At 57.5% G+C, this 26,467-nt stretch carries 26 protein-coding genes and 3 pseudogenes; 13 read left to right on the top strand and 16 right to left on the bottom strand.

Annotated features, from left to right (window positions below; all coding sequences use genetic code 11):
* The first annotated feature begins 66 nt into the window (after positions 1 to 66).
* Positions 67 to 972 carry a LysR family transcriptional regulator gene (locus tag J3P86_RS11165; protein ID WP_434568855.1) on the top strand — a complete coding sequence of 302 codons (906 nt, stop codon included), beginning with the start codon at positions 67 to 69 and terminating at the stop codon, positions 970 to 972.
* Here the strand turns inward: J3P86_RS11165 and J3P86_RS11160 are convergent.
* Positions 929 to 1,474 carry a YkgB family protein gene (locus tag J3P86_RS11160; RefSeq protein ID WP_434700237.1) on the bottom strand — a complete coding sequence of 182 codons (546 nt, stop codon included), beginning with the start codon at positions 1,472 to 1,474 and terminating at the stop codon, positions 929 to 931. The genes J3P86_RS11165 and J3P86_RS11160 overlap by 44 nt on opposite strands.
* 222 nt (positions 1,475 to 1,696) lie before the next feature.
* Here J3P86_RS11160 and J3P86_RS11155 point away from each other — a divergent pair, with 222 nt between their 5' ends.
* Positions 1,697 to 2,692: an MBL fold metallo-hydrolase gene (locus tag J3P86_RS11155; RefSeq protein ID WP_434700235.1), complete on the top strand. Its 996-nt coding sequence runs from the start codon at positions 1,697 to 1,699 to the stop codon at positions 2,690 to 2,692.
* Between the two features lie 17 nt (positions 2,693 to 2,709).
* Here the strand turns inward: J3P86_RS11155 and J3P86_RS11150 are convergent, their stop codons facing one another.
* The 6 genes from J3P86_RS11150 to J3P86_RS11125 form a co-directional block, all read right to left on the bottom strand.
* Entirely contained in the window at positions 2,710 to 5,100 is a 2,391-nt protein-coding gene (locus J3P86_RS11150; protein ID WP_434700233.1) for a TonB-dependent siderophore receptor, read from the bottom strand.
* A gap of 119 nt (positions 5,101 to 5,219) precedes the next feature.
* Positions 5,220 to 6,200, bottom strand: coding sequence for a FecR domain-containing protein (locus J3P86_RS11145; RefSeq protein WP_434700231.1), 981 nt, complete (start codon positions 6,198 to 6,200; stop codon positions 5,220 to 5,222).
* Entirely contained in the window at positions 6,187 to 6,702 is a 516-nt protein-coding gene (locus J3P86_RS11140; RefSeq protein ID WP_434605091.1) for a sigma-70 family RNA polymerase sigma factor, read from the bottom strand. Before J3P86_RS11140 ends, J3P86_RS11145 begins: the two co-directional genes overlap by 14 nt.
* Before the next feature lie 155 nt (positions 6,703 to 6,857).
* Complete coding sequence (locus tag J3P86_RS11135) at positions 6,858 to 7,295, bottom strand: GNAT family N-acetyltransferase (RefSeq protein ID WP_434652267.1); 438 nt, start codon at positions 7,293 to 7,295, stop codon at positions 6,858 to 6,860.
* Between the two features lie 178 nt (positions 7,296 to 7,473).
* Positions 7,474 to 7,884 carry a hypothetical protein gene (locus J3P86_RS11130; RefSeq protein WP_434652269.1) on the bottom strand — a complete coding sequence of 137 codons (411 nt, stop codon included), beginning with the start codon at positions 7,882 to 7,884 and terminating at the stop codon, positions 7,474 to 7,476.
* 204 nt (positions 7,885 to 8,088) lie between these two features.
* Positions 8,089 to 8,976 (bottom strand): serine hydrolase domain-containing protein, encoded by an 888-nt coding sequence (locus J3P86_RS11125; protein ID WP_434700229.1) that lies wholly within the window; start codon positions 8,974 to 8,976, stop codon positions 8,089 to 8,091.
* A 250-nt stretch (positions 8,977 to 9,226) separates the two neighbouring features.
* Here J3P86_RS11125 and J3P86_RS11120 point away from each other — a divergent pair, with 250 nt between their 5' ends.
* Entirely contained in the window at positions 9,227 to 10,027 is an 801-nt protein-coding gene (locus J3P86_RS11120; RefSeq protein ID WP_434652310.1) for a GNAT family N-acetyltransferase, read from the top strand.
* A gap of 143 nt (positions 10,028 to 10,170) precedes the next feature.
* On the opposite strand, the gene J3P86_RS11115 is transcribed toward J3P86_RS11120, so the two are convergent.
* The 4 genes from J3P86_RS11115 to J3P86_RS11100 all read right to left on the bottom strand — a co-directional run bounded on the left by J3P86_RS11115 (position 10,171) and on the right by J3P86_RS11100 (position 13,613).
* Entirely contained in the window at positions 10,171 to 11,403 is a 1,233-nt protein-coding gene (locus J3P86_RS11115; RefSeq protein WP_434700227.1) for an NADH:flavin oxidoreductase/NADH oxidase family protein, read from the bottom strand.
* Positions 11,404 to 11,507: 104 nt separating this feature from the next.
* Positions 11,508 to 11,987, bottom strand: coding sequence for a MerR family transcriptional regulator (locus J3P86_RS11110; protein ID WP_434700226.1), 480 nt, complete (start codon positions 11,985 to 11,987; stop codon positions 11,508 to 11,510).
* A gap of 161 nt (positions 11,988 to 12,148) precedes the next feature.
* Positions 12,149 to 12,850 (bottom strand): carboxymuconolactone decarboxylase family protein, encoded by a 702-nt coding sequence (locus J3P86_RS11105; RefSeq protein WP_434700225.1) that lies wholly within the window; start codon positions 12,848 to 12,850, stop codon positions 12,149 to 12,151.
* A gap of 82 nt (positions 12,851 to 12,932) precedes the next feature.
* Positions 12,933 to 13,613: a DCL family protein gene (locus J3P86_RS11100; RefSeq protein WP_434700224.1), complete on the bottom strand. Its 681-nt coding sequence runs from the start codon at positions 13,611 to 13,613 to the stop codon at positions 12,933 to 12,935.
* Between the two features lie 339 nt (positions 13,614 to 13,952).
* Here J3P86_RS11100 and J3P86_RS11095 point away from each other — a divergent pair, with 339 nt between their 5' ends.
* The gene (locus tag J3P86_RS11095) at positions 13,953 to 14,384 is read left to right on the top strand and encodes a MarR family winged helix-turn-helix transcriptional regulator (RefSeq protein ID WP_434700223.1); all 432 of its coding nucleotides are present in this window, start codon (positions 13,953 to 13,955) and stop codon (positions 14,382 to 14,384) included.
* 10 nt (positions 14,385 to 14,394) lie between these two features.
* On the opposite strand, the gene surE is transcribed toward J3P86_RS11095, so the two are convergent.
* The 3 genes and pseudogenes from surE to J3P86_RS11080 form a co-directional block, all read right to left on the bottom strand.
* Complete coding sequence (gene surE, locus J3P86_RS11090; RefSeq protein WP_434700222.1) at positions 14,395 to 15,186, bottom strand: 5'/3'-nucleotidase SurE; 792 nt, start codon at positions 15,184 to 15,186, stop codon at positions 14,395 to 14,397.
* Between the two features lie 99 nt (positions 15,187 to 15,285).
* A pseudogene (locus J3P86_RS11085) lies at positions 15,286 to 15,516 on the bottom strand (ATP-binding protein); the annotation flags it as partial.
* Positions 15,517 to 15,569: 53 nt separating this feature from the next.
* A pseudogene (locus J3P86_RS11080) lies at positions 15,570 to 15,853 on the bottom strand (winged helix-turn-helix domain-containing protein); the annotation flags it as partial.
* A gap of 281 nt (positions 15,854 to 16,134) precedes the next feature.
* On the opposite strand from J3P86_RS11080, the gene J3P86_RS11075 reads away from it, so the two are divergent.
* Both J3P86_RS11075 and J3P86_RS11070 read left to right on the top strand, forming a co-directional pair.
* Complete coding sequence (locus J3P86_RS11075) at positions 16,135 to 16,317, top strand: hypothetical protein (RefSeq protein ID WP_434700220.1); 183 nt, start codon at positions 16,135 to 16,137, stop codon at positions 16,315 to 16,317.
* A gap of 224 nt (positions 16,318 to 16,541) precedes the next feature.
* On the top strand, positions 16,542 to 17,003 hold the full coding sequence (locus J3P86_RS11070) for a hypothetical protein (RefSeq protein ID WP_434700219.1): 462 nt from the start codon (positions 16,542 to 16,544) through the stop codon (positions 17,001 to 17,003).
* A gap of 12 nt (positions 17,004 to 17,015) precedes the next feature.
* On the opposite strand, the pseudogene J3P86_RS11065 reads toward J3P86_RS11070, so the two are convergent.
* Both J3P86_RS11065 and J3P86_RS11060 read right to left on the bottom strand, forming a co-directional pair.
* Positions 17,016 to 17,123 (bottom strand): annotated as a pseudogene (locus J3P86_RS11065) (restriction endonuclease); the annotation flags it as partial.
* 157 nt (positions 17,124 to 17,280) lie between these two features.
* On the bottom strand, positions 17,281 to 18,213 hold the full coding sequence (locus tag J3P86_RS11060) for a LysR substrate-binding domain-containing protein (RefSeq protein ID WP_434700218.1): 933 nt from the start codon (positions 18,211 to 18,213) through the stop codon (positions 17,281 to 17,283).
* A 185-nt stretch (positions 18,214 to 18,398) separates the two neighbouring features.
* On the opposite strand from J3P86_RS11060, the gene J3P86_RS11055 reads away from it, so the two are divergent.
* From J3P86_RS11055 to J3P86_RS11025, 7 genes are all read left to right on the top strand, one after another.
* Positions 18,399 to 19,919, top strand: a complete 1,521-nt coding sequence (locus J3P86_RS11055; protein ID WP_434700217.1) for an ABC transporter substrate-binding protein — start codon at positions 18,399 to 18,401, stop codon at positions 19,917 to 19,919.
* 103 nt (positions 19,920 to 20,022) lie between these two features.
* Entirely contained in the window at positions 20,023 to 20,940 is a 918-nt protein-coding gene (locus J3P86_RS11050; RefSeq protein WP_434700216.1) for an ABC transporter permease, read from the top strand.
* A 9-nt stretch (positions 20,941 to 20,949) separates the two neighbouring features.
* Positions 20,950 to 21,852: an ABC transporter permease gene (locus J3P86_RS11045; RefSeq protein WP_014338928.1), complete on the top strand. Its 903-nt coding sequence runs from the start codon at positions 20,950 to 20,952 to the stop codon at positions 21,850 to 21,852.
* Between the two features lie 30 nt (positions 21,853 to 21,882).
* Positions 21,883 to 22,899, top strand: coding sequence for an ABC transporter ATP-binding protein (locus J3P86_RS11040; protein ID WP_434700214.1), 1,017 nt, complete (start codon positions 21,883 to 21,885; stop codon positions 22,897 to 22,899).
* Positions 22,896 to 23,885, top strand: a complete 990-nt coding sequence (locus J3P86_RS11035; protein WP_434700213.1) for an ABC transporter ATP-binding protein — start codon at positions 22,896 to 22,898, stop codon at positions 23,883 to 23,885. The genes J3P86_RS11040 and J3P86_RS11035 overlap by 4 nt, the downstream gene beginning before the upstream one ends.
* Positions 23,882 to 25,306, top strand: coding sequence for a M20 family metallopeptidase (locus J3P86_RS11030; RefSeq protein ID WP_434700212.1), 1,425 nt, complete (start codon positions 23,882 to 23,884; stop codon positions 25,304 to 25,306). Before J3P86_RS11035 ends, J3P86_RS11030 begins: the two co-directional genes overlap by 4 nt.
* Positions 25,303 to 26,457 (top strand): M20 family metallopeptidase, encoded by a 1,155-nt coding sequence (locus J3P86_RS11025; protein WP_434700211.1) that lies wholly within the window; start codon positions 25,303 to 25,305, stop codon positions 26,455 to 26,457. Before J3P86_RS11030 ends, J3P86_RS11025 begins: the two co-directional genes overlap by 4 nt.
* The last annotated feature ends 10 nt before the right edge of the window (positions 26,458 to 26,467 follow it).

The following is a 26,467-nucleotide window of genomic DNA, read 5'->3' as shown; positions in this document are numbered from 1 at the left end:
CTACTGAGTCAAAAATAAGTTATAAATCACCCAAATCCGAACGCACTGTTATCTAATCGGTGAACAATGCCCAATCTTCAGGCACTTTTGATTTTTGCCCGCGTTGCGGAAATGATGAGTTTCACGCGTGCCGCTGAAAGCTTGGGAATCCAGAAGGGACGGGTGTCGACGGTGATTCGTGAGCTGGAACGGGACATGGGCGCGACCCTCCTGCACAGAACAACACGCAGCGTGCAATTGACCGAAGACGGTCGTAGTTTTTATGCACGTGCGCGTGACCTGCTGGCCGAAGCTCAGGACGTGCAGTCCATGTTCGCGAACAGCGGCGCCCCCCTGAGGGGGAGATTGCGCGTAGATATGCCGACTGAGTTGGCAAAGACCGTCGTGATTCCCGCTCTACCGCAACTACTCAAGGCCAATCCTGAGTTGGAGCTGGAACTATCCAGCACGGATCGCCGTGTCGATCTGGTTCAAGAAGGGTTTGATTGCGTGATTCGTCTCGGGCCGATCATGGACGACAGACTGATCGCCCGCTCGCTCGGCAAACTGCGCATGATGAACGTGGCGAGTCCAGGCTATCTGGCAAAGTACGGCATACCGCAAACACTCGACGACCTCCTCATCCAGGGTCACCAGATGGTTCACTACACGCCGACACTCGGCGCCCGACTCGCTGGTTGGGAATATCCGGAGGGAGACAGCTACGCATCACTTGCATTGCCAGGGGCGATGCAAGTGAATAACGTGCAGACCTATCATGCTGCGGGCCTGGCGGGGATTGGACTGATTCAGGCCGGCTATTTGGCCCTTGCGCACCACATCAAAAGCGGCGATCTGGTGGAAATTCTGCCGGATCTACGACCAGAGCCGCTGTCGGCGTCGCTCGTAGTCGCGCATCGGCGCAACCTTTCCCAACGCGTCCGGGCCTTCATGACTTGGATTGAGAGTGTTTTGGAACCCTATTTTGATTAGCCGCTAGAGTGGGCAACATACGCTGCAGCCCCTCGGTGAGGATCACCAGGCTCACCCCTAACAACGCAACGTCTTTTATCAGGAACGTGCCCAGGAAGTTCAGCCATGGAAAACCTCCCGATCCGGCCTCCCATATCGGCAATACCAACATCATGGAAATGGTCGTAAAGAAGGTCAGCGATGCTAACAACCCACCTGCGATAGCTGCTCGAGCAGACCAGGGTGAAGCGATGAGCAGCAGTGCAGTCAGTATCTCGACTACACCCAATAAGTACGAGGTACCGGCTTCGCCAAGAACTGGATAAAGCCAGGCCAGCCACGGGGTGCCACTGATCAGGGGTATGAGTACCTGCACCTCGATCTGCGTGAACTTGAGTAGACCAATCATTAGCAGGGGAAGAACAACGCCGGACAAGACAATTGCCCGATTTACGTTCTCGAGTCTCGAAATACTGGAAGTGAGAGCAGCCTGGCTGCTGGTGACGCTCGTGATGTGCTGCATGGGATTCTCCGATTGCCGATATGTGCTCGAAGCATATATCAGCGATTGGCAAAATGCATGCGTCACGCATATAATATTTCGCTATGAAGCCTAAGCATGTCGTAGATACAGCCGGTACTGGCTATTCAGCGGCTAAGGCGTACGCGGTGTCTCACACTGAACGCGCTTTATCTACCTTTATCCCAGCGATCACCGATGGTCACACTCACAAAGGTACTCATCATGCATAACCACGCGCGGTTCCATCTTGCGGCCCTACTGACAGCCGCCCTAGTCACGGGTGCAACCTACTCACCGTCGCCCACCGCCGCGCAAGCGTCACAGACGTCGACCGCAACGACGGCACCGCCCCATAAACCCGCACTCGCAGGCACCTACGCCTTCACTCTGGGCAAGTTCCGCATCACCGCACTGAGCGACGGGACGCTGCCCCTCGATCTACATCCGCTGCTTAGAGGCATCAGCCCAAAGCAGATCGACGCAATGCTGCAACGCGGATTTGCTCGCAACCCGCTGGAGACGTCTATCAATGCCTACCTCGTCGATACTGGCTCACATGTAGTACTGATCGATACCGGTGCCGGTGAATTGTTCGGTAACGTTGGCGGCAAGCTACCCAAAAGCCTGGCGGCTGCGGGCTACCAGCCGGCACAGATCACCGATGTGCTGATTACCCACATCCATACCGATCATTCCGGCGGCCTGACACGCGGCGGCCAGATGATGTTTCCCAATGCGACCATCCACGTCGGCCAGGCCGACGTCGACTTCTTCCTGGACCGCGCCAACCTGGACAAGGGGTTAACGCCGGCTTATCTGGAGCAAGCGCTAAAGACGGTTGGCCCGTACCAGCGAGAAGGCAAGCTGAAGCCATTCGCAGCCGAATCCGAAATCCTCCCGGGTATCACCGCCATTCCCACGCCGGGACATACGCCGGGCCACAGCTTTTTTCGGGTCACAAGCGAAGGCGAGAGCATCGATTTCTGGGGCGATATCATGCATGTCGGCCTCATCCAGTTCTCGCGGCCTGAGGTGACAATAACCTTCGACGTCAATCAGAACGCCGCTCGCGCCCAGCGATTACGACAATTCGAGGCTGCCGCGAGTGAGCAACGGTTGTCAGCAGTCGCTCACTTGCCATTTCCGGGCATAGGCCACATCAGGCGCGAAGCCGGCAGGTATGAGTGGGTACCCGTCCAATACCGCAATCGCGACTGAAGGCCTTACACGCCTGCTTACCAGTTGTAACTCACTTTGGCGGTAATCTCGCGACCCGGGTTGTAGAAGTTCGCTGTGCCGGAACCGACCACGTGCTGCTCATCCAGCAGGTTGCTGACGTTCACCGCAAGGTCGGTGCCCTTGGCGATCTCGTAGTTGAAGGCGGCGTCGAACAGTGTGGTGCCATCGCTTTTGCCGGAGTTGGCTGCATCGAAGTAATAAGAGCCGACGTAGCGCGCACCCAAGCCAACGCTGACATCAGTACCGGGCACGTCGTAATAACTCCAGAGCGAAGCGGAATGCTTGGGCGCCGTGGAGAACTCATTACCTTTCAGGGAGCTGCCGTCGTACAACGAACCGCGCAGTACCTCGGACTCCATATAGGAATAGCCGCCTATCAGGCTGATGTTCTGCGTCACCTGCGCCTTGGCCTCCAGGTCGAGGCCACGCGCCCGCGATTCGCCCACCGTCTGTTGCTCGATGATGCCGCTCGGCAGCACCACGGCGATGGTGACGTTTTCCTGGGTCAAGTCATAAACGGCCGCGGAGAACAGTGCGTCCATCCCCATCGGCGCATACTTCACGCCCACTTCGTACTGCCTGCCCGTCTGCGGTGTTACGCCAACCTGAGGCGGCGAGACGGATTCCACCATGCTCACATAGGTGGACACCTCGTCGTTGACGATATAAGTCAACGCACCTCGGTAGGAGGTTTCGGAGAAGTTGTCCTTCTCAGTGGATTGTAAGCCTTTGCTGGTAAGGTCCATCGAGTCGTTGCGCATACCCGCGGTGACAATGAAACGCTCGTAGAACGACAGGTTCTGCTGAAGGAACACGGCCTTGGTGGTCGCGTCTCGCTTGTTGACGGCATACGGCGTGATTGAGCGTGAAACGCCAGTAAACACGGGATTCGCGATGTCAATCGGGGTCGTCAGGGCGTAGACCGAGCTTTCCTTGGTGGTCGAATCGAGGTACTCCACGCCCACCAGGCTGCTGCTGTCGATGTCCTCGAAGCGGGCATCGTATTGCAGCATCAGATTGCCGTTGAACTGGTCGGCCTCAGTGTCCGTTCCAAACAGATACCGGTCAACGGTAGTACCGACACGTCCGGCGCTGTCGCTGAGGTAAACGTAGCCGAAATCATCGGTCAATTTGCTGTAACGCAGATTGCTGCGCAGTACAAAGCCGTTGTCGAAGTCATGGGTGACGTTACCGCTGAGGCTGGTGCGCTCGACATCGTGGAAGTTGTAGCTGGGCTCTCCATAAAACTTGCTGCGGTCGTACTCTTTGTCCAGCGGATAGCCGCCACTGTTGGGCGAACTTTCAGTTTTCAGATAGTCCAGAATCACGGTGGCTGACGTGTAATCCGTGGGTGCCCAGGTGAGGCCACCCATCACCAACCGGTTGTCGTCCTGTGAGTGGTCGTACTCGCGGTCGCTGTTCTGGCCTTTGGCAGTAAAGCGGCCAGCCACGGTTTTCTCGTCGTTCAGCGCATCCCCCACATCGATGCCTGTCTCCACATGGTCAAACGAACCGTAGGTCACATAGCCTTGGCCAAACTGTTCGAAGCGCGGCTGTTTGGTCACGAAATTCACCGAACCGCCCGGGTCCGCTGGGCCAAACAGCGTGGAGTTGGCGCCACGCAGAATCTCTATGCGTTCATAAGCGAACGGATCTTCGCGTACGCCGCGCATCGAACTCAGGGTCAAGCCGTCACGGTAGGTGGTGGCCTGGAAGCCCCGGATCTGGAAATAGTCGTTGCGGTCATCCGTACCATAGAAATCACTGATCACGCCCGGCGTGTATTGCAGCGCCTCTTCCGTGGTGCTGACGCTGCGTTGCTCCATTTCCTTGTTGGTAACAACCGACACCGATGCCGGTGTATTGAGAATGCTGGTTGCCACCTTGCCGCCAACCCAGAGCTCCTTGGCAACTACCGAGTTGGCGTCGTCGTCGGCACTGACCCTGACCTTGGCATTGATGATGAGGGGTGCAAGGCGGTATTCCTCGACGTCCGTTGCGTCGAGCTCCAGCGGGCCGGCGGGCTTTGGTTGAGGGAGCAGTAGATAGGCATTCGGGCCCTGCTGTTCGATTTGCAATTCACTCCCCTGCAGCAACGATGACAGCGCTGCCGACGTATCGAGCGTGCCATCCACGCCAGCAGTGGTGCGGTTCGCGACACTCGACGCGTCGAAGGAAAGACTGATGCCAGCCTCGCGCGCAAAGCGGTCAAGCGCCGGCGCCAGTGGGCCGGCAGCGATGTTCCACTGCTTGACTGGGTTGCTATGGTCAGCGCTCGATGTTTGCGCCAGCGATGGCAATGCATAGCTGCTTACGATCAAACCCAAAATCGCAGCGTGCAAGGCACGATTTAATGGATGGCGCTGTGAAACAGGGGACGAACTCATTTTCTCGCTCCAAGAAAGGACATCGGCAGACTGGCCTGTATTCCGGCCTTCCTTAGAGGTCGAACGAGAATGAGAAGCTACCTCATTATTTTTCAGCTAGCACAATTTTTTTGATGGGCTCAGGTGGCAGCGGTCACGGTGACCCAATAACGGGTTCGATAATCAATGTTCAAGTGCAGTGACTGCGCGACCAATGCCAGGACCTGATCGTTGTCGGCGAGCTGGAAGGTGCCGGAAACGCGACGATCAGCGACCTCTTCGGCGCAGCGCAGCACCCCGGGGCGATAACGCGACAACTCCACGATGAAATCATTGAGGCGCATATTGCGCGCGCTGATCACCCCGTCCCCCCAGCTCCATAGATCTAGGCCGTTGTCCCTGAACATTCGGGTGCCACTTGATGAGAACAGCAGCTGGCTTCCTGCCTGGACGCTGCGGCTCGCAGGAGTTTGACTGGAGCCGGGGAAAACCGTGACTGACCCTTCCTGAGCCGCGACCAGAGTGCCATCATCCAGCTCCCGTGCCAGAAAGCGGGAACTCTGAGCGCGCATGATCCCGTCACGTGATTGCACCCAGAACGGTCGCGCTCGAGGCGAGTGTTGATCCGCGCCGACATTCACGATGATTTCACCACGCCGCAGGATTATCAGGCGGCGCTGGGCGTCGAAATCGCTGTCGACGGCGCTATCGCTATTAAGCTGGATAAGGCTGCCATCATCGAGTTGGAAGCGTCGTTGCTCGCCGGTACTGCTGCGCTGCTGCGCAAGCATGGCAGGTACGGGCGTATAGTCCCGGCCGAGCCAGGCTGCGGTGCTAACAGTAGCCAATAGGCCCAGTAGCTTCAGGCTTTCCCGCCGCCGCATTCCATGATGGGTACCCTCAAGGGTTTGTCGGGCCAATTGAGCTGGCACGCCTGATAATTCATCCCCGAGCGTTTCCACACGCTGCCACGCCAACACATGCTCCGGGCACTGCTGCAGCCAGTGCTCGAAAGTGCGCTGTGTTTGTTCATCGGCTTGATTGAAGCGAAGGCGCACCAGCCATTGGATCGCCTGCTCGACAATGGCCGGATTGAGCGCCTGCGGCTCATGCCTCGACATAACGCAAGCGATAGCAGTGCTGCAGGGCCGTGGCCAGGTCGCGTTCCACCGTCGCACGGGAAACACCCAGCTTTTCGGCTATTTGCGCGCAGGTCAGACCGTCGAGTCGGGCAAATAAAAATGCCTGGCGAACTCTGGGTTTCAGCATACCGAGCATGCGGTCTATGCGCTCGAGCGCATCGAGAATCAACAGCCGGCTTTCTTCCGAGGGGACCTCGTGCTGAGGCAGCAACGTGACGCTTTCCAGGTAGGCACGTTCGAGTTCACGACGCCGATACTGATCGATCATCAGTCCGCGGGCGATACTGCTCAAATAGGCGCGTGGTTCGCGCAAGGGGCTGGACTGGCGGGATTTGAGCAGACGTACGAAGGTGTCCTGCGCCAAATCTGCTGCGTTATCGCGACATCCGATGCGTCGGACAAGCCAGCCGTGTAACCACGAGTGGTGGGTTCGATAGAGCAGCCCTAGATCTGCATTACCTAGCGTTTCATCGCTGCGCATCGGAATCCCGGCAAGTACATGATTGATAATTAATCGCATTCTACTCAGGGGCTAGGCCTTAGGCAAATACGTGGCGATCGGTGTCCGTTTTTTGGGCACGTTGCGCTGGAAACATCGGAACCTGAGTGGCTGCATTTGGCCGAAAGCTGCCAGAGTCAGAGGCTTCTTTGCTGCACGATGTGAGTCGCATGGGCGTCTTGAGTTCGCGTGAAGCCGCAGCGCAGGTAAAAAGTGCTTCCCTCAGAAGTTTCGGTGTAAAGACGCACTCCTTGAAAGTGCAAAGCGGCGTGGGCAAGCAAGGCGCTAACCAGTCGCCTGCCAATCTGTTGCCCCCGTGACGCAGGAGTTACATAAACACGCCGCAGCCTTCCTATGCGGGTATGCGTGAACGGATCAACAGACAGACCTCCAACGCCCACCAGTTGCCGGTCTAGATACGCTGCCATTAGGCATTCGCCTGGCGCATCGAAGCAATTGGTGCCTGAATACCATTCCGAAGTCAGCCGAGTGATAAACCTGAAACCTTCTGCCACAGCCTCTTTCTCAAGGGCATAAATTTGTGACGGCATGTGCGTAACCCGTTGAATCTCCATTGGCGGTCAGTCCTCCCTAATGGGGTACGAAGCTTCTGAGTTGCTAGGGATCTTGATGTGCGGACTGTGCGCACGCAAGCGGCAGCTACCGACCCAAAGAGGACACCAGTTGCCGGAGGAAATCGGCGCAAAAGCAGCTTCCGATCAACAATCGAATCTCAGCTTCTGTGATCCACACCTACAAGCCGCATAGGAGTTCGCGCCTGACCTGAAGAGCAATTGCTGCGAAGCCCTTTCCAGTGCCGCGCTTGCGGGGCGCGTAGTCCTGATTAGCAGAAACATCCTCCCATTGACTCACCGATTCCACGTACCTGTGAGTGTTATCGGTATCAATTTCAAACTCTATGAACCGCTCTGCGTGAGTGAGCAAAAGACCATAAAGGCTGGGCATACCGGGAAAGTCGACCTCAAGATCTAGTACGACGGTTTCTGACCATCTAATGCCCTTCGACTCGCTATAGTTTTTTAAGGCAAGGGGAATCCCTCTGGCCAACCAAGCTTTGGCGGTTACCATGAGTCTGTGGGCCACAAGAGCATTTTGCTCTTGCACGTTCAGTTGCCGCTTTTTTAACAGACGCTCAATGTCCACTTCAATTTGCTCAAAAAATCGTCGCTTCCAGAGTGACGATGGCCTAACAAACGCGCAACGAATCAGGCGATTCCCATCGCCACTCTGCTACCCGGTCCGCGCGGGGCGTAGCGACGTCCCGATGTCTTTACCGAAAGACGTCTTTCGACCCAAGGCGGTCATTCGGCAAATCCTTTGACCGACGCCAAAAGGCGTTTAATGCAGTCAGCTCTTCTGACGCAGAACTTGCATGAGCTGCTCGACGACGATGGCTTCGACGAAGCCTTCACTGGACCCCACGTCAAAAGCAGCACAACAAGCCGATGCGTCGCCGTCGCAGAGACGGTAGACAGCAATGACACTGCTCGGTCCGCACCCGGTGTGCCCGCATAGCGAATACCCGCCGTCAATCGACCCTTGCATCACGCCAAGGCCATAGCCCGGCGTGATCCAAGGGCGACCGGGAATCGGGCCGCCCAATGTTCGTGCTTTTTGCATTTCCTGAAGCAAGTCCGTGGGGAGCAGGTCTGCACAAAAGAGTCGATCCAGAAATAACGCTGCGTGCGAAATGTGGCCGATCAACAAGCCGTGGTAAACCCAGGCAGGATCATAATTTGAGGAACTTCCAAGGTGGGTCGTTTGGAAGTCTGCTCGTGTTTTTGCAAAGCGAACGCCCAATAAGCCCAGAGGAGAAAGTGTCCGTTGAATTACCGCTTCATCAAGCTTCAGATCAGTCAGCCGTTCAATTAGTCTGCCGACAAGCAGGTAGCCGACATTCGAGTAACGCCAACCGTTTCCGGGACTATATCGGAGTCGAGCACCGTCAAGGCGTTGCATCATTTCATCGGCCGGCCAGGCTGACTCACTATTTTTAACGGCGGAGTGATACTCCGCAAGTTCTCCGTAATCAGGCAGACCGGCCTCATGCCGTAGTAACTGGCGTAGCGTAAAAGGCTGACCAAGAACAGGGTGGTCCAATCCGACCAGCCCGTCACGCACCAACGATAGGGCCGTAGCAGCCAAGACTGTTTTCGTGAAACTCCACCAGGGGGCCATCAGTTCTGAGCGATCAGCCGCTTGTACCTGACCATTTGAAACGAGTGAACTGAGCATTGGCTTCTTGGAGTCTCAAGCGGATCGGCAGCTTGACAAGATACCTCAGTCATTCCTTTTCGCGGAGGCAAAGGTCAGCCGTTGCACTGTCCTGAACGACTGCTCTTGGCCGATTGCAGCCTGTCACGAAGGGCAGTAATCGACCCAAAGCAGCAGTGCAACTGAGCCAGGCACTGGTACGTACCTGGACGCAAGCGTATTGTTCGACGTGCTTCACCTCTCTTGGAGTTTTTAGAAAAGGATGACGAACATGGATGTTGAGCTTGCTCATAAGATTGAGGCCGCAGAAAGCGAGTATCTACGTTCGCGCGTTGAGAACCTGGCAGAAATAAGCGGAAATCCTTATGGCGCGCGTGTTTTTTTCAACGCGGACTTTCCGTGTTTTCAGGTGAACGCATCGCCAAGCCCAATGTTCAACCGCATTTATGGTGACATCACCAGCAATCCCTTGGCAGTGTTAAATCTGCTCAATGAGTCAGCGGAGCGATCGACTGTAATTCCTCTTATTGGGAAATCTTCGGCGTTGGAGCAATACGTTGTTGTGGGCGAAGCACGGCTTGAGCGTTTGAGGGGCTGGACTCATTTGCAATTAGCTTGTGCCATTGAAAAGGTGGTTTTGAGTCGTCACTCATTCGAAATTGAAGAGGTCACGTCGAAGACTCTGGATCTATTCGCAGAAGTGCATGCGGGTAGCTTTCATACCAAGCCGGAGCATCGGCTTCTGAATCAGGCTTCCTTTGTAGGGCCGGTGCCTGACGGACGTCTGAAAATCTACGTATTGAAAGCGGAAGGGATAGTGGTAGCAGGGGCTTCGATGTATCTGGCCAGCAATGGCGTTGCCTACCTCGGAACGGCGGCAACACGAAAGGATGCCCGGGGCCACGGCTACCACCGAGCGCTGATTTCTCAACGAATAGAGCAAGCAAAGAAGCATGGCTATCATTGGATCGCTGCGACCGCGCTGGCCAGCTCCCAGAGCCGCCGAAATCTCGAGCGTGCCGGGTTAACGGCATCCCATGCCCAAGCACTGTACCGCCTGACAGACAGCTGAGATATACGGCTGAGAGTGACCGTCCGCTTCGGGCCGATAGGAGCTTTCATGACTAAACGCTTTCGGCCAGAATCGTCCCATTGCAATTCACCAGCAAAAGTGGCCTCCCACCTTTGCTCATCAAGCTTTAAATAAACATCAACTCATATCGAACGCCTCTCCACCCAACGCCGATACTGACGCGTGCGAAATGCCAGGGCGAGCTGCTGCAGGATCAGCGCACGCAACGGCGACACGCTCGGATCGGGCTGTTTGGCCCGACTCAGTTTGTGCAATTGAAACTTCACCACCGCCATGTTCGCCAAGGCCGCAAGGGTCTTATTTTTCCAAGTGATCGGCGGCAATTGCGGGGCGTTGTCTTTGCCCTGCAGCCAGTCACGCGGCAGGTGAGGATCGATGGCCAACGCCGTACCGATGCCCACCATGTCCACACCGCTTTGCACGACGCTCTCGGCAACCGGACGTCGACGTATGCCACCGGTAACCATCACCGGCATCTTGGCGACGGTCTGGATCTCACGGGCAAACTCGAGAAAATAAGCCTCGCGGGCCAAGGTACGCCCATCACGCGCCTCACCCTGCATGGCGGGGACTTCGTAACTGCCGCCAGATAATTCCACCAGGTCCACCCCCAGGTCGTTGAGCAGCCCGACCACTCTTTTGGCGTCATCGGCCGTGAACCCTCCGCGCTGGAAATCGGCGGAATTGAGTTTGACTGCTACTGCGAATCCCGCCGAAACCACAGCCCTGACCGCCTTGACGACTTCGAGCAACAACCGCGCCCGGTTTTCCAGAGAGCCGCCCCACTCGTCCGGCCTTTGATTGGTCAGCGGCGAAAGGAACTGACTCAACAAATAACCATGGGCGGCGTGGATTTCCACGCCGGTGAATCCGGCTTGTTCGCCAAGGCGCGCAGTGTTCGCGAAGCGCTGGATGACCTCTTCAATCAAACCAGGGGGCATGGCGTGAGGCGTGGCGAAACGCTTGGACATGTTGCCCAGTGCCAACGGCACGGCTGACGGCGCCCAGGTTTTTTGCCCAAGGTTGGCCTGCATCTGCCGACCTGGGTGGTTGATCTGCAACCAGAACTGCGCACCGCCGGATCGGCCAATACGCGCCCAGTGCTTGAACTTGTCCAGCGGCTGATCATCCTGCAACACCACGCCACCCGGTCCGGTCATGGCGCGGCCGTCGACCATTACGTTGCCGGTGATGAGCAGGCCGGCACCGCCGTCGGCCCACGCCTGGTAAAGACGCATCAGTTCTTCGGAGGGCGCCTGGTCGGCGTCCGCCATGTTTTCTTCCATGGCGGCTTTGGCGATTCGGTTCTTGATGGTCGAACCGTTGGGGAGCATCAGGGTGTCGAACACATTCATGGAGCGGTCCTCAGCTGGGTATGAGGCACCTTAAGATTGAAGTCGACTTTAAGGTCAATAGCTTTTTTTGCGTGCTTTTGACGGGATCGAAATTTTTACGCCCGTCAGGCCCCGGAAGCCTGACGGGCCTTTTTTCTCTTGGAGGACGCTGTCGCACGCTTGCCTGCAGAATGGACAACGCCTTCTTCGCGCAGTCGATTGATCAGCAACTGCGCGTTGTCCGCACACGCCATGCCTTCGGGCTTACCCTCGATGCCCTTGATGACGAGCAAAAGTTGCGCCTTGTTCTGGGCCAGCCGTTGCTGCAGTACGCCGATCTCCTCAACCTTCTGCTTGAGTCCACTGAGCAACTCATCGTGTTGCCAACCGCCGGCATTCATCGGCATCAGTTGGCGGATTTCCTCCAATGAGAAACCGGCCGCCTGTGCGCCGGTAATGAGTTCCAGAACCCACTCGGTATCAGGTGCGTAATCCCGATAGCCATTGGCTTTGCGTCCAACGGACTTGATCAGACCGCTGGCTTCGTAGTACCGGATGCGTGACGGCGCCAACCCGCTGATTTTCGCCAGTTCGCCTATTCTCATAACACCCCCTGAAAAATCCGTTGCCCTTGAAGTCGACTTTAAGCCTAAAGCCAACCTCAAGGTCAAGCCGCTGCGATGCGAGGTATGCAAGCTGCCCCACCGCTATCGCGAGCGCTTCCACAGGGGTGCGTCAGTGACCGAAAAACTTCGACCAGAAGCAATCAACGCCCAGCTGTCTCACCTTTGCGATATTCGCTGAAGCTCGCTGCATGTTGCTCCAGCGGCAATGCGAGGCCATTCGCAATGTAGGAAACCGTACGGTAAAAGCCCGCGAGCATCAGAACCTCCAGGATCTGATCGTCGTCGAAGTGTTTTCTGAGGTTAAAGAACGCTTCATCGCTTAAAGTCGCTCGATCATGAAGCGCATCGACCGCGGTCAGTAGCGCGGTCTCTTCCTCCTTCCACTGCCCGGGGCGAAGCGGATATTCCAACGTGCCGGCAATCTCTTCCTTGGAGAGCCCGGCGGCCTTCGCGAAGGCCATCACATGCACCCCCCACTCGTACTCACACCCTGTGCGAGCACACACCCTATCGATGACCAATTCTCTCTGGCGAAGTGTCAGCAACGCGCCATCCAGCAGCGAACCTGCCTTGAATTTCCGCCATGCGCGATCGCTGCTTGCGATGGTGGAGAATAGAGCGAGTGGCGGTACTCCTACGCCCATTATCTTGTCGAAATCCGCCCTGACGTCGGCTGGGTAGGGTTCATTGAGTGCTTTGATTCGTGGCATCGCGTATGCTTCGCTATCAAATGTGTAGCAAGGAAGCGAAGGCGGGACGACGAAGCGACAGGCCAGAGCAATGACGGTCCATGGAGGTGCAGTTACACCTGCCCAACGATTGACCACAGGGGGAGCAGTCATTCAACCAACGACCTCTATTTCGCTGGATTGGCTCGGAGCTACATACCGCCGAAAAAAGTGCGGCCCCCACACCCTCCAACCTTCACCGTGGATCGATTTCTTCTCCCTCGCCATAAATCCTACCGACACGGCGCCCTCCTTTCGCGACGTTGGCAGCTTTCAGCAAAGGCTGAAATTCCGCATGAAGACGATGGTACTGCGCAAAGGCAGACGAGATATTTTGATCAACCAGTGCCAATTTTTCTCCGTTTCCAGACGTCTCAAGCTTAGTTAGATCGACCTTACGATCTTGGCAAAATCGCTCTAGCAGCATCCAAAACGGCTCCCTGTGATCGATGTGCAAATCATTGCGCTGCGTGATGATCACTCCACTCGCCGCACACATTACAGGCAGACCAAGTGCATCCCGAAATGCGACCAATTGCGGGCGCACTGCAAACCTCAGTGCTTCGCATACCTTGCCATGGGATGATTGAACGACGCCTGTGATACACCGCTTGTAGGAAAAGGTATCTTCACTGCCATCCACGCGGACGAGCCAGATCCCCTTCCCCGCCCGCAATGCATTTCTCTCGATCCTGAAGTGGCCAATTCCGTCGCCAATTTTTCTGTCCGCGTCCGGATGCATCGCAAGCAACAGGTGTAGTTTTTTGACTGCAAGCTTGTTGGTGATCACACCGACCGGTGCTTTTTGTAGATAGTCCTTGAGCCGATCCAAAAGCTCTTTTTTTGATTTGTACTCGAATGGCCCCAGCCAGAACATTCGGAAGCCTCCCTACCTCATCAGTAAACTCAAAGCCGTAACCGCAAGGCAACGTCTCCAAGACTCGTCAGAATATCCGCAGCTATAAATGAAAACCTTAGGCCAACGTCTGGCAGCACTTGTTACACCGCGGGTACCCCATTTTTCCCGAATATTGTTTAGGCGAATTCAAAGCCCTGCGCAATGAGCAATCCTGGCCGCCTCAGCGATTGGATCTTCCAGCCAGTCCTGCAATGTGATCGTTTGTCTGTTCGGCTCCTAATCGAAGGACATTTGGCAACGCAGCATCCATCGTTCAATTTAGCTACAATCACATAGGTTTCTTTAGGGCACTGCTACATGGACATTTCACTATTCCGCGGACGCTTCACCCGCTTGAACAAGCGCCTGCGCCAGGAAGCACAGAATCATCCCGAGACATGGTCACAGATGCTGGTGTTGAGTGCCATTGATCAAATGGACGGCATGGCAACGCCCTCGAAAATTGCCGAAGCGGAAAATATCCGCTCGTCCAACCTCGCCGCCCTGTTGAAGGACTTGGAAGCCCGAGATCTTATTACCCGTACGCCAGATACCGAAGATCGCAGACGCACTTGGATCGGGCTGTCGGAACAAGGCCAATCAGTTTTACAGGCAAGCCGTAAGCGCCGCGATGAGTGGTTGGCTGAAGCCGTCGATGCCTGCCTGACCACCAACGAACGCAAGCAACTGGAAGCTGCCGGGCTGCTGATGGACAAACTCAGCAGCTACGGCCGCGGCGAGGAACGCTGAACGTACGTTATTAAATGAGCCTGGCTTGAATCATTTGTTCAGACATCTGGCTGGCAGTCGCGTGAGTACGCTCGAACTGCAATGGCGTCGCGGTGATGTGACCCGCTAGGATTCCCGCCGTTTCCGTCCCGCGTTCATCAGGCCGTTGGTGCCTGTGCAGTTGAAGCCAATGATATTCCAGACCGCGCGGGTCATTTTCCGAGCGTACGGACACCCCTTCCAACCGCCCCCTGCCCTGGTGGGTTATTTTCAGCGGCCGTACGGCATCTGGCGCGCAGCTCGGAAAGTTGACGTTCAGGCAAACGTCCTGCGGCCAGTCCAGCGCCATCAGTTGCTCAACCGTGTGCGCCCCGTTGTTGAGAGCGTTTTCCCAAGGCACGGCGGCGCGGTCGGTAAACGCCTGGCTCAGTGCGATGGAGGGGATACCAAACAGCAGCCCGGTCATCGCCGCGCCAACGGTGCCTGAGAACACCGTTTCGGTACCCAGGTTCGCCCCACGATTGACACCGGATAAAATCAGGTCCGGCTTGTCGTGATTGAGCAGATGCCCGAGCGCCACGGCAATGCAGTCACCTGGCGTGCCGGTCACCGCAAACCGGCGGGTTCCGTGGAAGCTCAATCGCAAGGGGGCGTGCAGGCTCAAGGAATGAGAGGTTCCGCTTTGGTCAAGCAAGGGCGCGACGACCCAGACCTCATTCGCCAGTTGGCACGCGATACGTTCCAGGACCTTGAGCCCGGGAGCTTCGATGCCGTCGTCGTTGGTAAGAAGAATTCGCTGGAATCGATGATGACCGTTCGCCATGGCCGTGCCCCGTCAATGTAGGCGATCGGATGATCGCCGTCGCCTCTATAATTACCTATATTTAAATAGTTATCTATTTATAGGCATTAGAACAAAGGCCTACAGCGGATACTCCGCCCTGATTAGCGTGCCGCCCTGGGCGCGGTTGCTGGCGGTAATGGCTCCGCCATGGGCCTGGCAGATCGCACGGGCGATGGACAGGCCTAATCCGCTGCCGCCCGAATAGCGAGCCCTGGAACGCTCCGCACGCCAGAAGCGATCAAATACGCTGTCAAGATGCTGTGCTTCGATACCCGGCCCCCGGTCACCGATCTCAATGACGATCCTGCCTACCCAGCGCCATAGGGGTTTGTCGTTAACGGGCGACTTCTCAAGCATGTTACTCACCTGAACCGGTAACCAATGGAGCGCACCGTCACCAATACCCCGGCGATGCCATGGGTTTCGAGCTTGCGCCGCAGGTTATGCACATGGGCATCAACGACGCGGGCCAGGGCTTCGCTTTCCGGCAGACAGATTTCCAGCAACTCATCGCGGGTGAAGACCTTGGAGGTGTTTTGAGCAATGTGACCAGCAATTTGAATTCAGTCGGCGTCAGGTCCAACTGTGGAGGTGGCGCATCACAGTACTCAATGGCCGCGGTAAAGGCGGTGAGGTCCATCCGAAGGTAACCTAGATTATTTCGCTTCTCTGTCTTTGCGACGAGGGAATAGGTCACCTGTACTATTGATATAGATTGCCCTCCGTAATCAAATGGATCTGAGGAGCGTGCTTCGCTGAATCAACGTTGCTTCAGTGTTAACCACTCCCCACTGTTTTACTTATTCAGATGCCGTTCGACACAGCAAAAAAGTGGGATCCCTGCCACAGGAATGGCGGCTCGTTTTGACAACCGCTGCCCCTTCACCGGCTAGCCCGTAGAGCGACAGAGTGATAGAGGAAGTCTCCATGAGTAAAAAAACGAAGAAAGTACGTTGGACCATTGGAACTGCTCTTGCCCTTTCTGTGGGGCTCGCGTTTAGCGGCACGGCAAGTGCCTTTACCTTTGAACACGGCTGGAGTTGCCAGAATAAGTGGTACCAAATGGGGCTTATCGAGCTGATTGCTTGTGGGGGTGGAGGTGATGGTTAACTTTCTTGGCTTTTAACTCGTGAAGGCAAATGTAACAAAATACTTAGCCGACTAACAACCAGGGCGTTGCAGATAATATGCAACGCCCTATCAAAATTATAAGCACCTGAAACACTTCTCAGCTTTCTGATTCAGAGCTCTTACCGAATGCAACTTCTCAAGTGAAACCGGCGGCGCTTATTGCAACATCATTTAAAATTCCAATCGACTCAAGGAATGACTGTATGGTTTTTTATAAAGCACCACTACTCACACTCCTTTCCCTATTTACACTTTCATTATCGGGTTGTTCCAGAATCGCACCAGAACGTTCCGCCGCAAGTGAACTTATGGGAAAAAACATTCAGGAAGCCTATAAAAAATTTGGCAAACCTTCTTTGACTTTAACGGAGCACTCAGTCAGTTCAAGTCATGAGCTGTATGGACAAAAAATATACGTATTCGACAGCTATGGAACTAATTACGACCAACAAACAGCTGTAGATTCATATATGGACACGTCATCTGGACAGCCAGTCAATGTGCAGCAGATTCAAACAAAAAATATCCGTGAGCGCTGCACCGTCTCATTCTGGGTTAAAAAAGACAGTAGCGTAATAGATTATTATGAAGTAAAGGGTAACTGTGGGATATTTGGATCGGGCCTGGGCAACACTGGCGCCCTTCATTATATGGGCATCAATTAAGAACATTAATTAGGGAGAATCCGTCGCCACCCAGTACGTTCCCTCGATGATGACGTAGGGTTCGCTAAATGCGCTTTGTTCTTCTCGTACGGGCTCGATTGCCAGAAAAGCTATATTCCAGAAATGTGGACTTTTTCTGAGGTGGGTGCAGCCTACCTCCTCTCCCGTTGCAGTTGCCCTGGATCACCCTGCGGCAACTTTGCCCCGTTCGCAGGTCTGAAAAATGTTCTTAAGAAAGATTCGGATCGCCCCCCCGGGCATCGGGGTGTGCGAAACCTCACGGACGGCCTCCTTTCAACGACGCTCCGCTTTCCAGATCAGCAATCAAAAAATCCCTGAACGCAGACACCGCTGCCGGTAAATTGCGGCCAGCCATGCTTTGCAGTTCGATACGTCGTGCCTGCATGCCTTCGTCGAGGATCGGCACGCATTGCAGGGCCTTGTCCGCTACCTGTTTTTGCAAGGTCATTTCGCTGGCCAGGCTGATAACGCCTTCTTCGCGGACGAAGCTATAGAGCGCGGCCACATAATTGGTGGTCAACACCGGGTCGAACAACAACCCCTGTACACCGCAACAGATGTCGAACAGCTGCCGTATCGTGGTGTCAGCCTTGGGTAACGCAATGGGCCAGGGCTGCAGCTCAGCGAGCCTGACCGCTTCGCGCCCGGCCAGGGGATGGGAATTGGCGACCACGGCAAAAATCGCCCCGCTCATGACATGTTCGACCTTGATTTCACTTTGCGGCGTCAGGCTGAAGGTCATCGCCAGATCGGCTTCGCCGGAACGCACCTTCTCGGTCGCTTCGGCCGGCGCACAGACCTCCAATGTGAAATGAATACCCTGATACTCACGCCTGAACGCGCTGATGCTCCTGGGCATGTATTCCAGTGCAAACCCCTCCGAGCAGGCAACGTGCACATGGCCCCGCTGCAAGCCGTGCAGCTCGGTAATCTCCAGCACCACCTGCTCCGCCTCAAGCTGCGACTTGCGCGCATAGGCCGCCAGTCGCGCCCCCGCCTCGCTGAGCACCATGCCCCGGGCACGGCGCTCGAACAGGCTGGCGTCCAGAGCCAACTCGAGCTTGGCAATTTGTCGGCTCACCGCTGAGGCTGCGACGTTCAAGCGCACCGAGGCTTCGCTGATCGATCCGCATCGCGCCACTTCCAGAAAATAACGCAGTGCCGTGGACTGCACACCATACAGCTGCATCGGCGCCTCCAGGGAATTGCCTTTTCGGCAACGCAAGTATCGAAATATTATTCTTGTGGCATTGATAGCCTTTCCCTACATTCGTGTCTAGACCAAAAAACATGACCTGACCGCTTCATCCTCCTTTGCGCATTTGCGATTCGCTGCCCTTTGATTCAACCACTCTCGCCAACGGAGACGACGGCATGGGCATCAAAGGTTTCGCCTGCAGCATTGCGCTGGCAGGCCTCATCAGCAGTTTTCCGGCGCATGCCGGTAAAGCCAACGACACCCTGGTTTACGCTTCCGACAGCGAGCCTGAAAACATCAGCCCCTATCACAACGATTTGCGCGAAGGGGTGATTCTCGGCCGGCTGATCTGGGACAACCTGATCTACCGCGATCCCAACAGCGGCGAATACAAACCCATGTTGGCTACCCGCTGGACACAGGTTGACGACACCACCCTCGACTTCGAGCTGCGCAAAGGCGTCAAATTTCACAACGGCGACGCCTTCACCGCCGACGACGTGGTGTTCACCCTCAACTACGTGGTATCGCCTGAAGCGAAAGTCGTTACCGTGCAAAACGTAGACTGGATCAAGAGCGCCGAAAAAACCGGTGACTACAGCGTCCGCCTGCATTTGAAGAAACCTTTCCCTCCGGCATTGGAATACCTGTCCAACGCCGTTCCGATGTTTCCCAAGCAGTACTTCGAGAAAGTCGGCCTGGCTGAGTTCAGCCGCAAGCCAGTGGGTACCGGGCCGTATAAAGCCGTGTCGGTGGTGGCTGGCGAAGGCGTGACCATGGAGATCAACAAGGACTACTTTCCGGACAGCCCACAAGGCAAGCCGCATATCGGCCACCTGAAGTTCCGGGTGATCCCGGATGCGGAAACCCGCCTGGCAGAGTTGATGACCGATGGTGTCGACTGGACGTGGCGTGTGACCCCGGATCAGGCAGTCGACCTCAAAGGTATGCCGAACCTGACCGTGACCAGCGGCGAAACCATGCGCATCGGTTTCCTGATTCTCGATGCTCGGGGCACCTCCACTGAAAACTCGCCGATGAAGCACCTCAAGGTACGCCAGGCCATCAACCATGCGATCAACCGCAATGCGCTGGCCACGCAATTGGTGGGTGGCGAAGCCAAGGCTTTGCAGGTGGCCTGTTATCCAGGCCAATTCGGTTGCGATACCACCGCGGCCACGGTCTACAACTACGACCCGGCCAAGGCCAAGGCGCTGCTCGCCGAGGCCGGCTACCCCAATGGCTTCGAGACAGAAATCTTCGCTTATCGCGACCGGGATTACGTCGAAGCCATCATTGGCAACCTGCGGGCCGTGGGCATCAACGCCAAACTGCGCTACTTGAAGTACGCCGCCCTGCGCGATCAGCAACGTGGCGGCAAGGTGCCCATGTCGTTTCAGGCCTGGGGCTCGTTCTCGATCCTCGACGCCTCGGCGTCGGCCGGCACCTGGTTCAAGGGCAACCCGGACGACAACATCAAGGACCCGCAAGTCCAGGGCTGGTTGCAGACCGCTGACAACGCCCTCGACCCGCAATTGCGCAAAGACAACTACCGCATGGCGTTGCAGCGCATCAGCGAACAGGCGTACTGGGCACCGCTGTTCAACTACTCGATGAACTACGCCTACACCGCCGATCTGGCGTTCACGCCGTATCCGGATGAGCTGCCGCGTTTCGTTCAGTCCAGCTGGAAGTAATCCGCAACCGAGCGGATTGATCGAGGTGCCGTGGCGCGCGAACTGACCCGCACCACGGACACGTCCTCACACCTGTCATCCATTGGATATGAGGAAACTTGCCATGCTTGGATTCCTTCTGCGCCGTCTGGGCATCGCCATTTGCGTTGCCATTACCGTGTCGGTGATCAGCTTTTCTCTGTTGCACTTGTCCGGCGACCTGGCCACGGCCATTGGCGGACCGGAAGCCACCAGCGAACAGATCGAACAGATCCGCGTGCAGTACGGTTTGAACAAACCGCTACCGACCCAGTACTTCAACTGGCTGGGCGATTTGTTGCGGCTGGACCTGGGCAACTCGTTTTTCTTTCAGGAATCGGTCTACAACCTCGTCGCCAGCCGCTTGCCGATCACCCTCGGGTTAGGCGCCATGGCGCTGGGCATCGCCTTGCTGGTGGCGATTCCACTGGGCGTGCTGGCCGCGGTCAAACGCGACACCTGGATTGACCGACTGGCCTTGAGCATCGCCGTACTGGGCCAGGCAATGCCGAGTTTCTGGTTTGCGCTGATGCTGATCGTGGTGTTCGCGGTGACGCTCAAGTGGCTACCGGTGTCCGGTAACTCGACGATGTTGCACTTCGTCATGCCGGCCATTGCCTTGGGCTACTACGCGACGCCGGCAATCATGCGCCTGACCCGTGCCGGCATGCTGGATGTGCTCGACTCCGATTACATCCGCACCGCCCGCGCGAAGGGCCTGCGCCCTGCCCGCGTGTTGTTCAAGCACGCACTGCGCAACGCCTTGATTCCAGTCGTCGCGCTGGCGGCGGTGGAGTTTGGCTTCATGCTCGGCGGTTCGGTGGTGATCGAAACCGTGTTCTCCCTGCAAGGCATCGGACAGCTCGCCTGGGACGCCATCGCCCGTGACGACTTTCCTGTCGTACAGGCCGTGGTCCTGCTCATCGCGGTGATCTACATCATCCTCACCTTGCTGGCCGATGTGCTCAACGCACTGCTCGACCCGCGCATTCGCGTGCGCTAGGAGGCTTACATGAGCACCCCCACTACCCTCGCGATCAATGACTACCTGCCACCCCCCAGCAGCCTGAGCCGCGTACTTGGCAAGAGCTTTCGCCATCGTGGCTTCGCCATCGGCACGGTGTTGTTGCTGATCATCTTCACGGGTGCACTGTTCGCGCCGTGGCTGGCACCTTATGACCCGTATGCGCAAGACGTGATGCTGCGTATGAAACCGCCGGTATGGATGGCCAACGGCACCTGGGAATACGTCCTGGGCACCGACAAGCTGGGCCGTGACTACCTGTCACGACTGCTCTACGGCGCACGTATCTCACTGTTCATCGGCATTGCCGCGGCGCTTATTTCCGGCTTTATCGGCACCGTCATGGGGCTATTGGCGGGTTACTACGGCGGCAAGGTCGATGCGTTTATCAGCTACCTGATCACCACCCGGCTGGCGATGCCGGTCGTGATGGTCGCGCTGGCCTCGGCCTCGCTGATGGGCGGCTCGCTGAAAGTGGTGATTGTGCTGCTCGGCTGCCTGCTCTGGGATCGCTTCGCGGTGGTGGTCAGGGCTTCGGTGCAACAGATTCGCGATGCTGAATATGTGGCTTCGGCCCAGGCGCTGGGCTGTTCGACCCTGCGCATTCTGGTCAGTGAAATCCTGCCCAATCTGGTCGGTGCATTGATCGTCGTCGCGACGCTGGAAATGGCCCACGCGATCCTGCTGGAGTCGGCACTGTCGTTCCTCGGGGTGGGTGTGCAGCCGCCAACGCCGTCCTGGGGCTTGATGATCGCCGAAGGCAAACCCTACATGTTCTTTTCCCCGTGGGTCATCGCCATTCCCGGCGTCGCCCTGATGATTCTGGTGCTGGGTATCAACCTGGTCGGCGATGGCCTGCGCGATCTGATCCTGCCCGATGGCCGTAACTGATAGATGCCGTAACTATAGAAGGTACCGAACATGGCACTACTCCATGTAGAAAACCTGCGCGTGGATATCCCCATGGGCAACCGCCCGACGCCGGATGACATGCTCCATGCGGTGCGCGGTCTGACCTTTGAAGTCGAGCGCGGTGAAATGTTGTGCATCGTTGGCGAATCCGGCTGCGGTAAATCCTTGACGTCGCTGGCGCTGATGGACCTGTTGCCTCGCAAGGCCAAACGCACGGCGTCGCGGCTGATGCTGGACGGCATCGACATGATCGGCCAGAGCGAACGGCACATGTGCGACCTGCGTGGCAACCGTCTGGCAATGATCTTCCAGGAACCGATGACCTCGCTGAACCCGGCCTACAGCATTGGCGATCAACTCAGCGAAGTGCTGACCCGGCACCGCAAGGTGTCGCGCAAGGAGGCCCTGGTTCGCGCCGGGCAAATGCTGGAGAAAGTTGGTATCAGCAATGCCACCGAGCGCTTGCGCCAGTACCCGCATCAATTGTCCGGAGGTTTGCGCCAGCGGGTGATCATCGCCATGGCGTTGATGTGCGAACCGGACCTGATCATCGCCGATGAGCCCACCACCGCGTTGGACGTGACCATTCAAGCGCAGATCCTGCGCTTGATCCGCGACATCCAGAAAGAACTCGGCCTGGCGGTGATCTTCATCACCCACGACCTGGGGCTGGTGGCGCGGATCGCCGATCGGGTCGCCGTGATGTATGCCGGGGAAATCGTCGAAACCGCCCCTGCCCTGCAACTGTTCGAAAACCCGCAGCATCCGTACACCCGTGGTCTGCTGGCCAGTATCCCGATCCCGGGCCAGACCAAACCGGGTGCGGCGCTGGGTTCGATTCCAGGACTGGTGCCGAGCCTGGTAGGCGAACAGCAAGGCTGTGCGTTCCGCAATCGTTGTGGTCAGGCGATACCGGCCTGCGCGCAAGACATCCCCGAAGTCGAGCAGGACGGACACATGGCGCGCTGCCTGTTCGCCGCACCGGCCCCGGCACCGATTCGTCTTCAGGAGCGTGCACGGTCATGAAAAAAGACATCGCTTTGGAGCTGTGTGACATCCGTCGCGAGTTTCGGATCAACCAGGGCTTTTTCAAACCCGCCGCCACCCTGAAGGCCGTGGATGGCGTTTCCCTGCGGCTGATGCGTGGCGAGACCCTCGGCCTGGTGGGTGAGTCCGGTTGTGGAAAAAGTACCCTGGCAAAGCTGCTGCTCGGCCTGTTGCCGCCTACCAGCGGCGATGTGCTGGTCAATGGTAAACATCTGGCGGCGACGGATCGCAAGACAATGTCCCGGCACATCCAGCCGATATTCCAGGACCCGTATTCTTCGCTGAACCCACGCAAGACGCTGCGCGAAATCATTACCCTGCCGCTGATCGTGCATGACATCGGCAGCCCCGCCGAGCGGCGCAAGAAGACCGAAGCGATGCTCGATGTGGTCGGTCTGCCCAAGCGGGTGATCGACAGCTACCCGAGCCAGTTGTCCGGCGGACAACGCCAGCGCGTCGCGATCGCACGCGCGCTGATCATGCGCCCCGATGTGTTGATCTGCGACGAGCCCACCTCGGCACTGGATGTGTCGGTGCAGGCGCAGATCCTCAACCTGCTGCAAGACCTCAAGCGCGAATTCGGCCTGACCTATCTGCTGATCAGCCACAACCTCGCGGTCATCGAACACCTCGCCGACCGGGTCGCGGTGATGTACCTCGGGCGCATCGTCGAAGAACGTACGCGCGAATCGTTGTTCGCCGAACCCGGCCACCCTTATACCCGCGCCTTGCTGGACTCGGTGCTCACCCCCGATCCGCGCCTGGGCATTCCCGATATCGGCCTGCACGGTACCTTTCCCAATCCGATGTCACCGCCGTCCGGTTGCGCGTTTCACCCGCGCTGCCCGAGCTGCTTCGCACCGTGCAAAACGGCCTACCCGGCCAATGATTCCATTATCGGCGGCAACGTGCGTTGCCACCTTCACGACAGTCCCGCCCAAACACTGGAGCTCGTCCACTCATGAGTCGTTCATTGGCCATCAGCAACACCACCGCGCAATTCGACAACGGCGCTTTTTTCAAGCTGCTCGAACGTAGCGTCGCCTTGCACACCGAAAGCCAGGCAACGGACAGCCAGCCCGAGCTGTATCGCTACCTCAATGACTTCATCACCCCGCATGTCGAGGCAATGGGCTTCAGCGTCAAGATCTATGACAACCCGGTGGCAGAGCGTGGCCCCTTCATGATCGCCACACGCATCGAACATCCAGAACTGCCGACTGTGCTCAGCTACGGCCACGGTGATGTGGTGCGCGGCTATGAAGCCCAATGGCGTGAAGGCCTGTCACCGTGGCAAGTCACTGTCGAAGGCGATCGCTGGTACGGCCGCGGCACGGCGGATAACAAAGGCCAGCACCTGATCAACCTGACCGCACTGGAGCAAACGCTCAAGGCGCGCGGCGGCAAGCTGGGCTTTAACGTCAAACTGTTGCTGGAAATGGGCGAAGAAGAAGGCTCGCCGGGCTTGAACGCGTTCTGTGCCGCCCACAGCGAAGAGCTCGCCGCGGATATTTTCATCGCCTCGGACGGCCCGCGCCTGGCGGCATCACGACCGACGATTTTTCTCGGTTCACGCGGGGCGTTCAACTTCGAGCTGGTCGTCAATTTGCGTGAAGGCGCCCATCACTCTGGCAACTGGGGCGGCTTGCTGGCCAACCCAGGCATCATTCTGGCCAATGCCATCGCCAGCATGGTCGATGAACAGGGCCGGGTGAAAGTGGCAGGCCTACAGCCCGAGTCACTGCCGGAACCGGTTCGCCGGGCACTGGCTGATATTGATGTGGGTGGCGGCCCGGGCGATCCGGAAATCGATGCCAACTGGGGCAACCCGCAGCTCTCGCTGAGCGAAAAGGTGTTCGGCTGGAACACCCTCGACGTCATTGCCTTCAAGACCGGCAACCCGGATGCCCCCGTGCATGCGATCCCCGGTAAAGCCAATGCCCATTGCCATATCCGCTTCGTGGTGAACAGCGACTACACGACCTTCATCCCGGCGGTTCGTGCCCACCTGGATGCCCATGGCTTCAACAATGTCGAGGTCAAGCAAAGTCGTATCGATGTGATGCATGCCACTCGGCTGGACCCGCAAAGCCCGTGGGTCAATTGGGCGCTCAGCTCGTTGACACAGACCACCGGTAAAAAACCTGCGCTGCTGCCAAACCTTGGGGGCTCGCTGCCCAACGACGTCTTCGCCGACGTGCTCGGCCTGCCGACCTTGTGGGTGCCGCACTCTTATCCGGCCTGTTCGCAACATGCGCCGAACGAGCACTTGCTGGCACCGGTGGTCAAGGAAAGCCTGCAAATCATGGCCGGTCTCTTCTGGGACCTGGGCAACGATGCGGCACGCCTGGCTCAGGAGCACCAGTTGCGGGAGCAGGCGCAATGAGCGCCACGCCACAACAGGCGCTGGACTGGCTTGCCGGCCAGCGCCACGCCATGGAGTCGCTGCTACAACGTATCGTTGACACCGACTCCAACAGCTATGACAAGGCGGGCGTCGACGCGGTGGGCGCGCTGCTCGCGGTGGAATTGGAAGCCGACGGCATCCTGCTCAAGCGCATGCCGGTCGATGATTTTGGCGACGTGCTACTCGCAGAAGTGCCAGGCGCATCTGGAAAGCCGGTGCTGTTGCTAGGCCATCGCGACACGGTGTTCCCCAAAGGCACCACCTCGACGCGTGGCTACAGCCGCGACGCCAACCTCGCCTATGGCCCCGGCGTCGCCGACATGAAAGGCGGCCTGGTGCTCAACTGCTTCGCGCTCAAGGCACTCAAGCGCGCCGGTCAGTTGCCCTATCCGGTGCAGGTCCTGTACACCGGCGACGAAGAAATCGGCTCCGGCAGCGCCAGGACCCATATCGAAAAAGCCGCCCGTGGCGCCCGTGCCGTGCTCAATACCGAACCCGGCCGGGCCAGCGGCAACGTGGTCAGCGCACGCAAAGGCGGCGCCACGCTGATCATCGAAGTCAGCGGCCGCGCGGCGCATGCCGGGGTCAACCATGCCGACGGCGCCAGTGCCATCGAAGCCCTGGCACGCAAGATCGTCAAGCTCCATGCCTTGACCGATTACACAGCAGGCATCACGACCAATGTCGGCCTGATAGCCGGTGGCACCTCCAGCAACACCGTCGCGCCCAGCGCCTCTGCCCGGCTGGATGTGCGCTTCATCGAACTCAAACACTGGGATCAACTCTTTACCAAAATTCAGGCCATCGTCGCCGAGGAAGAACTGGCAGGCACCCGCGCCATCCTCAAGGAAGCGACAACCTTTCTACCAATGGAAGCCTGTCACAGCGAACGGCTGCTGCAAATCTACCAACAAGAAGCGCTGGCGCTGGGTTTCAGCGTCGAAGGCGAGTTCACCGGCGGTTGTGCCGACTCCGGATTCACAGCAAGCCTGGGCATTGCGACCCTTTGTGGCCTCGGGCCAGTGGGCGGCAAAGTCCATACCGACCGTGAATATCTGGAACTGGACACGCTGGTGCCTCGCGCTCTGGCGTTGGTGGCGACCATTCTGGCGGTCGGTGATAACTGTTGATTGCCCGGTT

Source organism: Pseudomonas sp. D1-1 (assembly GCF_051132225.1).
Lineage (GTDB): Bacteria > Pseudomonadota > Gammaproteobacteria > Pseudomonadales > Pseudomonadaceae > Aquipseudomonas.
This window is presented reverse-complemented; position numbering and strand designations above follow the sequence as displayed.

Bases quoted from the DNA above. Each gene is read 5' to 3' on its own strand.
- J3P86_RS11165 (WP_434568855.1), top strand. From the start codon at position 67: ATGCCCAATCTTCAGGCACTTTTGATTTTTGCCCGCGTTGCGGAAATG.
- J3P86_RS11025 (WP_434700211.1), top strand. From the start codon at position 25,303: ATGAGCGCCACGCCACAACAGGCGCTGGACTGGCTTGCCGGCCAGCGC.
- J3P86_RS11110 (WP_434700226.1), bottom strand. From the start codon at position 11,987: ATGAGAATAGGCGAACTGGCGAAAATCAGCGGGTTGGCGCCGTCACGC.
- J3P86_RS11105 (WP_434700225.1), bottom strand. From the start codon at position 12,850: ATGACTGCTCCCCCTGTGGTCAATCGTTGGGCAGGTGTAACTGCACCT.
- J3P86_RS11075 (WP_434700220.1), top strand. From the start codon at position 16,135: ATGAGTAAAAAAACGAAGAAAGTACGTTGGACCATTGGAACTGCTCTT.
- J3P86_RS11035 (WP_434700213.1), top strand. From the start codon at position 22,896: ATGAAAAAAGACATCGCTTTGGAGCTGTGTGACATCCGTCGCGAGTTT.
- J3P86_RS11100 (WP_434700224.1), bottom strand. From the start codon at position 13,613: ATGTTCTGGCTGGGGCCATTCGAGTACAAATCAAAAAAAGAGCTTTTG.
- J3P86_RS11120 (WP_434652310.1), top strand. From the start codon at position 9,227: ATGGATGTTGAGCTTGCTCATAAGATTGAGGCCGCAGAAAGCGAGTAT.
- surE (WP_434700222.1), bottom strand. From the start codon at position 15,186: ATGGCGAACGGTCATCATCGATTCCAGCGAATTCTTCTTACCAACGAC.
- J3P86_RS11040 (WP_434700214.1), top strand. From the start codon at position 21,883: ATGGCACTACTCCATGTAGAAAACCTGCGCGTGGATATCCCCATGGGC.
- J3P86_RS11045 (WP_014338928.1), top strand. From the start codon at position 20,950: ATGAGCACCCCCACTACCCTCGCGATCAATGACTACCTGCCACCCCCC.
- J3P86_RS11140 (WP_434605091.1), bottom strand. From the start codon at position 6,702: ATGCGCAGCGATGAAACGCTAGGTAATGCAGATCTAGGGCTGCTCTAT.
- J3P86_RS11055 (WP_434700217.1), top strand. From the start codon at position 18,399: ATGGGCATCAAAGGTTTCGCCTGCAGCATTGCGCTGGCAGGCCTCATC.
- J3P86_RS11135 (WP_434652267.1), bottom strand. From the start codon at position 7,295: ATGGAGATTCAACGGGTTACGCACATGCCGTCACAAATTTATGCCCTT.
- J3P86_RS11145 (WP_434700231.1), bottom strand. From the start codon at position 6,200: ATGTCGAGGCATGAGCCGCAGGCGCTCAATCCGGCCATTGTCGAGCAG.
- J3P86_RS11115 (WP_434700227.1), bottom strand. From the start codon at position 11,403: ATGAATGTGTTCGACACCCTGATGCTCCCCAACGGTTCGACCATCAAG.
- J3P86_RS11060 (WP_434700218.1), bottom strand. From the start codon at position 18,213: ATGCAGCTGTATGGTGTGCAGTCCACGGCACTGCGTTATTTTCTGGAA.
- J3P86_RS11160 (WP_434700237.1), bottom strand. From the start codon at position 1,474: ATGCAGCACATCACGAGCGTCACCAGCAGCCAGGCTGCTCTCACTTCC.
- J3P86_RS11030 (WP_434700212.1), top strand. From the start codon at position 23,882: ATGAGTCGTTCATTGGCCATCAGCAACACCACCGCGCAATTCGACAAC.
- J3P86_RS11050 (WP_434700216.1), top strand. From the start codon at position 20,023: ATGCTTGGATTCCTTCTGCGCCGTCTGGGCATCGCCATTTGCGTTGCC.
- J3P86_RS11125 (WP_434700229.1), bottom strand. From the start codon at position 8,976: ATGCTCAGTTCACTCGTTTCAAATGGTCAGGTACAAGCGGCTGATCGC.
- J3P86_RS11070 (WP_434700219.1), top strand. From the start codon at position 16,542: ATGGTTTTTTATAAAGCACCACTACTCACACTCCTTTCCCTATTTACA.
- J3P86_RS11095 (WP_434700223.1), top strand. From the start codon at position 13,953: ATGGACATTTCACTATTCCGCGGACGCTTCACCCGCTTGAACAAGCGC.
- J3P86_RS11150 (WP_434700233.1), bottom strand. From the start codon at position 5,100: ATGAGTTCGTCCCCTGTTTCACAGCGCCATCCATTAAATCGTGCCTTG.
- J3P86_RS11155 (WP_434700235.1), top strand. From the start codon at position 1,697: ATGCATAACCACGCGCGGTTCCATCTTGCGGCCCTACTGACAGCCGCC.